The following is a 5,154-nucleotide window of genomic DNA, read 5'->3' on the forward strand; positions in this document are numbered from 1 at the left end:
CTGCGCGCGCGCCCAGCCGCTTTCCGAACGAAAGCGCCGAGTACCGCCGCGCCCGCACCGCGCTGCTGGCCGAAGAGATCGAGCTGCGCCGCCACCTCGAGCGTGTGGCCGTGCTGCGCCGCCAGCTGCCGGCCGGCGGCCCGGTGCCGGAAGACTATGTGTTCGAGGGCGAGCATGGCCTGGTGCGGCTGTCGCAGCTGTTCGGCCGCCACGACACGCTGATCACCTACCACTGGATGTTCGGCCCGCAGCGCGAGCAGCCGTGCCCCATGTGCACCTCGCTGCTCAGCGCGCTGGACGGCGAGGCGCCCGACCTGATGCAGCGCGTCGGCCTGGCCGTGATCGCCCGCTCGCCGGTGGCGCGCATGTCTGACTTCGCGCGCCAGCGCGGCTGGCGCTACCTGCCGCTGGTCTCGGCGGGCGGCAACCGCTTCAGCCAGCACTATGCGCACGAGGCGCCCGAGGGCGGCGACAACGCGGCGATCAACGTCTTCGTGCGTGACGCGGCCGGTGCCGTCCGCCACTTCTGCGCCGCGGAGATGGGGTTCGAGACCGCCGACCCCGGGCAGGACCCGCGCGACGCGCCCGACCTGATGCCGCTGTGGAACCTGCTGGACCTGACGCCCGCCGGCCGCGGCACCGACTGGTACCCGCAGCTGAGCTACGCGCAGCCCGGCGGTTGCTGCGGCGGCTGAGCGCGCAAACCCCGCGCGCCGCGCCGGTGCTGCGGCCCTGCTACCGTGCGCGCCATGACTGCAACCTCCTTTGCCCCTTCGGTCTGGCGCCTGGCCTGGCGCCAGACCGTGCGCGACTTCCGGGCCGGCGAGCTGCGGCTGCTGGTGGTGGCCGTGATGCTGGCGGTGGCCGCGCTCACCGCGGTCGGCTTCTTCGCCAACCGCCTGAACACCGGGCTCGAACGTGATGCCGCCCAGCTGCTGGGCGGCGACGCGGTGGTGGCCAGCGACAAGCCCACGCCGGAAGCCCTGGTGGCCGACGCCCAGGCCCGCGGGCTGCGCATCACCCGCAGCGCGGTGTTTCCCAGCATGGGCCGTGCGCCCGACGACCGCGGCGGCGCCAGCCGCCTGGTGGCGGTGAAGGCGGTGGACGCCAGCTACCCGCTGCGCGGCCGGTTGCGCACCCAGACCACGGCCGGCGGGCCGGAAGAGGCCGCCACCGGTGGCCCCGCGCCCGGCACCGTGTGGGTGGACGCGGCGGTGCTCGAATCGCTGGGCCTGAAGCTGGGCGATGCGCTGCTGCTGGGCGATGCCTCGCTGCGCATCGACCGCATCATCACCATCGAGCCCGACCGCGGCGCCGGCTTCATCAGCTTCGCGCCGCGGGTGATGCTGGCCATGGCCGACCTGCCGGCCACCGGCCTCATCCAGCCGGCCAGCCGCGTGACCTACCGGCTGGCGGTGGCCGCGCCGGGCAACAGCCTGGCCGAGGTGGGCCGCTACGTGAACGAGGTCAAGCAGCGCATCGAGCGCGACGCGCTGCGCGGCGTGGACGTGGAATCGCTGGAAAGCGGCAGCCCGCAGATGCGCCGCACGCTGGACCGCGGCGAGAAGTTCCTCAACCTGGTGGCGCTGCTGGCGGCGCTGCTGGCCGCGGTGGCGGTGGCCATCGCCGCACGCGACTTCGCCAACCGCCACCTCGATGACTGCGCGATGCTGCGGGTGCTGGGCCAGCCGCAGCGCTCCATCGCGCTGTCGTACGGGCTGGAGTTCGGCCTGGTGGGCGTGGTGGCCAGCCTGCTGGGCGTGGCCATCGGCTTCGGCGTGCACCATGTGTTCATCTGGCTGCTGGCCGGCCTGGTGCAAACCGAGCTGCCGCCGCCCGGCGTGTGGCCGGCCTTCTTCGGTCTGGGCGTGGGGCTGACGCTGCTGCTGGGCTTCGGCCTGCCGCCGGTGCTGCAGCTGGCCCGGGTGCCGCCGCTGCGCGTCATCCGGCGCGACGTGGGCACGCTCAAGGCTTCTTCGCTGCTGGTGCTGGCCGCCGGCACGCTGGGCTTTGCGGGGCTGCTGCTGGCGGTGTCCAGCGACCTCAAGCTGGGCCTGATCGCAGTGGGCGGCTTTGCGGCCGCGGTGCTGGTGTTCGCCGCGCTGTCGTGGGTGGCGGTGCAGGTGCTGCGCCGCGCGGTGCCCGAAACGCGCGCGCCGCGCTGGCTGGTGCTGGCCACGCGGCAGATCGCGGCGCGGCCGGCCTTTGCGGTGCTGCAGGTCTCGGCGCTGTCGGTGGGTCTGCTGGCGCTGGCGCTGCTGGTGCTGCTGCGCACCGACCTGATCGACAGCTGGCGTGCGGCCACGCCGCCCAATGCGCCCAACCGCTTCGTCATCAACCTGCAGCCCGACCAGTCCGACGCTTTCCAGGCCGCGCTCAAGCAGGCCGGCGTGCAGCGCTACGACTGGTTTCCGATGATCCGCGGCCGGCTGGTGGCCATCAACGGCCAGCCGGTGAACCCGGAGCGCTACACCGAAGAGCGCGCCCGCCGCCTGGTGGACCGCGAGTTCAACCTCAGCCATGACGCCCAGCTGCCCGAGCAGAACCAGGTGATCGCCGGCCGCTGGACGCCCGACGAACCCGATGCGGTGAGCGTGGAAAGCGGCCTGGCCGAGACGCTGGGCCTGAAGCTGGGCGACCGCATGCGCTTTGACATCGGCGGCACGCAGCGCGAAGGCCGCATCACCAGCCTGCGCAAGCTCGATTTCGCGTCGATGCGGGTCAACTTCTTTGTGATGTTTCCGCTGGCCAAGATGGACGACGTGGGCACCACCTACATCAGCGCCTTCCGTGCGCCGGAGACACCGGGCTTCGACAACCAGCTCTCGCGCGACTTTCCGAACATCACCAACGTGAACGTGGCGGCTTCGCTGGCCCAGGTGCAGGGCGTGCTGGACCAGGTGATCCGCGCGGTGGAGTTCCTCTTTGGCTTCACGTTGGCGGCGGGCCTGGTGGTGCTGTTCGCGGCCATCACCGCCACGCGGGAGGCACGCTCGCGCGAGTTCGCGATCATGCGGGCGATGGGCGCCGGCCGCACGCTGCTGGCGCGGGTGCAGCGCACCGAGCTGCTGGGCGTGGGTGCGCTGGCCGGCCTGCTGGCCTCCAGCGCGGCGATGGGCGTGGGCTGGGCACTGGCGCGCTACGCCTTCGAGTTCAGCTGGACGGCGCCCTGGTGGGTGCCGCTGGCCGGCACCGTGGCCGGTGCGCTGCTGGCGCTGGCGGCCGGCTGGTGGGGCCTGCGGGAGGTGTTGCGGCGGCCGGTCGTCGAGACACTGCGGCGCGCGCAAGCCTGATGGGGCACCCGGCCGCCTTGGGGCGGCCCGGCGGCGCCAGCTGGGGCCGTCTTTTTGCGCGGTTCATCGCCCGCAGCCGCACTTCGTCGCAATCCGGTGGTGGGGCCGGGGGGTGCTGCCTAGAGTTCACTCCATCGCAACGCCCCTCACGCACCGGAGTCCACCATGAACCAGCAACGCCTCTTCAGCCAAGTCGCCGCCCTCGCCCTGTCGGCCGTGTTCACGCTCGGCATGCTGGCCGGTGTCAACGGCCTGGCGCACAGCGAGCATGCCGCCAACGATGCGCAGCTGCTGGTGCAGCAGCAGGCTGCTTCGGCGCCCCGCGGCTGAGCGGTTCAAGGCGCCAATCGGCGTTATCCAGCTGATGCACTGGACCGCGCAAAGAGCCTCGTCCAGTCAACCTCGGCACGAAAATCAGCGGCGCCTTCCCAGTTTCCTTTGACGAATGACCAGGGTCGCGTCTGGACGGGCATGACGGATGGCCGCTCGCGCGTCTGAAGCAGACTTGATGAGCCCCAGGCGCTCCAAGTTCAGCAGGAAAGCCTCTGTGCTGATCAAAGTTCCCAGCGGAAGCGCGGCCGCATTGCGCAAGAACCATCCATCCTCGAACAGCACAACGGGATTGGCATTTGGATGTGTCACACGCAGCGCGATCAAATAACTCTGGATGGACAACTCGCCCAGATTTCTCGGCTGTTCATACGCCGGATTCGCAGTCCGCATCGCCATCAGGCTGACTCCTACCTGGGTCGGGATGATGTTGATGTTCGCCGCCGCTCTGTTGTAGTACTCGATGAGCCTCTGAGCCTCTACCGAACATCCAGGTAACAAGCCTTTGTCGAAGGTTTCTTCCTTGACCACATCGGTCACTGCAAGGGAGAAGTGGTCCAAAACCCTCAGCAAGTCGCCAGCCGCCAATGAAAACAGAGGCCCGGCATCAGCAACGAGCAGGTCCATCATCAAAGGGACGTGCGCTTGCCGCGGGACGGCCCTTTCTCCTCCGAGTTCAATAAGGCAGGGCGCATCACGTTCTTCAACGCGCCAAAGCTGCGTTGAGCCATCTCATTGACATCAAACGGATCGAGTGCAGGCAGGGGCAAACCCTTCTCGCGCATGATCTCCATCAGAAAGCCTGCGTCTTGCAAGCCCAGTTCGCGCGCCGCATCTGCCATCGAGACCTTCCCAACAGCAAACTCGGTCAGGGTCTTGTCCATCGCGCTGCGGGCCAGAGCGGGCTTCTTCTGCCCAAGCCCGGCAAAAAATGCGGAGACGAGCTTGCTCAGTGATGTGCGGTTCTCAGATGCGTAAGCCTGAGCTTGCGCGAGCACACGTTCATCCAGCTCGAAATTGATCTTGGCTTTGCTCATGCCCTAAGCTCCAAATCACCCCCAATTCTGGGTGTTTTCTTGGGACTTCGCAAGCTGCTTGAAGCGCCACATCCCGAAACAGGAAGACCCGGCGCTGGGCCGGGTCTCATTCTGGAGGTTCTGGTGCATCAGCTACATGATGCCGGCGCCATCGGGCCAGGCGGCTGACCTCAAGCTGCTTGCAGCTTGAACGTACCCACCACACCGGCCAGGGCGCTGGCCTGCTGGCGCAGGTTCTCGGCGGCGGCGGTGGATTGCTCCACCAGCGCGGCGTTCTGCTGCGTCATCTGATCGAGCTGGCTCACCGCGCCGTTCACCTGGCCAATGCCCAGGGTCTGCTCGCTGGCTGCGGCGGTGATCTCGGCAATCGCGGTGCTCACGCGCTGCACGCCTTCCACCACCTCGTCCATCGTGCGGCCGGCGTCCTGCACCAGGCGGGCACCGGCTTCCACGCGGTCGGCACTGGTGCCGATCAGCCGCTTGATCTCACGCGC

At 69.1% G+C, this 5,154-nt stretch carries 6 protein-coding genes; 3 read left to right on the forward strand and 3 right to left on the reverse strand.

Going from position 1 to position 5,154, the window contains the following annotated elements; genetic code table 11:
• The 3 genes from ABNT58_RS06370 to ABNT58_RS06380 form a co-directional block, all read left to right on the forward strand.
• The coding region (locus tag ABNT58_RS06370; protein ID WP_348752665.1) for a DUF899 family protein at positions 1-695 on the forward strand (695 nt) is incomplete at its 5' end.
• Between the two features lie 54 nt (positions 696-749).
• Positions 750-3,293, forward strand: coding sequence for an FtsX-like permease family protein (locus ABNT58_RS06375; RefSeq protein ID WP_348752666.1), 2,544 nt, complete (start codon positions 750-752; stop codon positions 3,291-3,293).
• A 165-nt stretch (positions 3,294-3,458) separates the two neighbouring features.
• The gene (locus tag ABNT58_RS06380) at positions 3,459-3,623 is read left to right on the forward strand and encodes a hypothetical protein (protein WP_348752667.1); all 165 of its coding nucleotides are present in this window, start codon (positions 3,459-3,461) and stop codon (positions 3,621-3,623) included.
• An 84-nt stretch (positions 3,624-3,707) separates the two neighbouring features.
• On the opposite strand, the gene ABNT58_RS06385 is transcribed toward ABNT58_RS06380, so the two are convergent.
• The 3 genes from ABNT58_RS06385 to ABNT58_RS06395 form a co-directional block, all read right to left on the reverse strand.
• Positions 3,708-4,253: a hypothetical protein gene (locus ABNT58_RS06385; RefSeq protein ID WP_348752668.1), complete on the reverse strand. Its 546-nt coding sequence runs from the start codon at positions 4,251-4,253 to the stop codon at positions 3,708-3,710.
• Positions 4,253-4,660 (reverse strand): DUF6364 family protein, encoded by a 408-nt coding sequence (locus ABNT58_RS06390; protein WP_348752669.1) that lies wholly within the window; start codon positions 4,658-4,660, stop codon positions 4,253-4,255. The genes ABNT58_RS06385 and ABNT58_RS06390 overlap by 1 nt, the downstream gene beginning before the upstream one ends.
• 170 nt (positions 4,661-4,830) lie before the next feature.
• The coding region (locus tag ABNT58_RS06395) for a methyl-accepting chemotaxis protein (protein ID WP_348752670.1) at positions 4,831-5,154 on the reverse strand (324 nt) is incomplete at its 5' end.

The sequence above is a fragment of the uncultured Aquincola sp. genome (genome assembly GCF_964001545.1).
Classification (GTDB): Bacteria; Pseudomonadota; Gammaproteobacteria; order Burkholderiales; family Burkholderiaceae_C; genus Aquincola.

What these genes read in the sequence shown, in the direction of transcription:
- ABNT58_RS06380 (WP_348752667.1), top strand. Translation starts at nt 3,459, where the DNA reads ATGAACCAGCAACGCCTCTTCAGCCAAGTCGCCGCCCTCGCCCTGTCG.
- ABNT58_RS06390 (WP_348752669.1), bottom strand. Translation starts at nt 4,660, where the DNA reads ATGAGCAAAGCCAAGATCAATTTCGAGCTGGATGAACGTGTGCTCGCG.
- ABNT58_RS06385 (WP_348752668.1), bottom strand. Translation starts at nt 4,253, where the DNA reads ATGATGGACCTGCTCGTTGCTGATGCCGGGCCTCTGTTTTCATTGGCG.
- ABNT58_RS06375 (WP_348752666.1), top strand. Translation starts at nt 750, where the DNA reads ATGACTGCAACCTCCTTTGCCCCTTCGGTCTGGCGCCTGGCCTGGCGC.